1 pseudogene is annotated in these 1,025 nt (G+C 75.4%); it reads right to left on the bottom strand.

Annotated elements, in window-relative coordinates:
• Positions 1–1,025, bottom strand: a pseudogene (locus AB0I76_RS30710) (ABC transporter ATP-binding protein); the annotation flags it as partial.

Below are 1,025 nucleotides of genomic sequence, written 5' to 3'. Positions count from 1 at the left end.
GGCGCCGAGGTCCACGTCGGGCACCGCCGCCGAGTAGGCCGTCCTGCCGGTCATCGCGGCCGTGCGGTGGGTCCACACCCGGGCCGACGGGACCTGCGAGATCAGCGACGCCGTCGTCCACGCGAACCAGCGCGCCGCGGCCAGGGTGGCGACCGCGACCAGCGTGGCGCCGGCGGAGAGCCCACCGGAGAGCAGGAGCGCCCACGCGCCGATCGGGAGCAGGCCGCTGACCACCGACGGCGTGGACCGCGACCACACCTGGACGGAGATCTCCCGCCGCTGCCGGTCGCTGCGGACCACGTCGAGGGCCGCGAGGTGCGCCAGCACCGGTCGGGTGGCACCGGCCAGCTTGACGGTGCGGGCCGCGGACAGCGCGGAGACCAGGGCGGTGGCGAACGCGGCGCGGGCGGTGACGGTGGCCCGGGCGCAGCGTTCCAACCGTGGGCCGAACAGGGTCGCCACCAGGCCGGAGACCACCATCGTTCCGGCGAAGAACAGCGCCGGGACGATGCTGCCGGTGACCGCCGTCATCGCCACCGCCAGGAGGACCGCCGCGAACTGGTCCAGCACGTTGTCGGCGAGCTGCACCACCCGTTCGGTGTCGCCGCCCTGGGCCACCACCTCGGCCGGCGTGTACCGGCCGACCCGGCGCGGGCCGGTCTGCCCGTGCACCAGACGCAGGCTGATCCGCAGCATCTGCCGCACCCACCACTGCGGGAACCAGATGCTCGTGTACCAGGGCAGCGGCAGCGTGACCAGCAACCCGGCGACGATCCCGGCCGCCGGCAGCCACGGCTCGCCGACCCCGTCAACCAGGTCGGCCCACAACCAGGGCAGCAGCGGACCGTCCAGGCCGACGAGGACCATGACGAGGAACAGCGCGAGCGCGCACAGCCCGTACCGCGGGTCGTTGAAGACCAGCCGCGCGATCTCCCGCAGCGTCCGGCCGAGCGTCGCGGTCGGCGGCGGGCCGTCGTCGGTCCGGTCGGTCGTCGGCCCGGCCGGCGCGGCGTCCGCAACCGGCC

The organism is Micromonospora sp. NPDC049799 (genome assembly GCF_040656655.1).
Classification (GTDB): domain Bacteria; phylum Actinomycetota; class Actinomycetes; order Mycobacteriales; family Micromonosporaceae; genus Micromonospora.
Note: the sequence above shows the minus strand (reverse complement) of the source record. Positions and strands in the feature narration are given on the sequence as shown.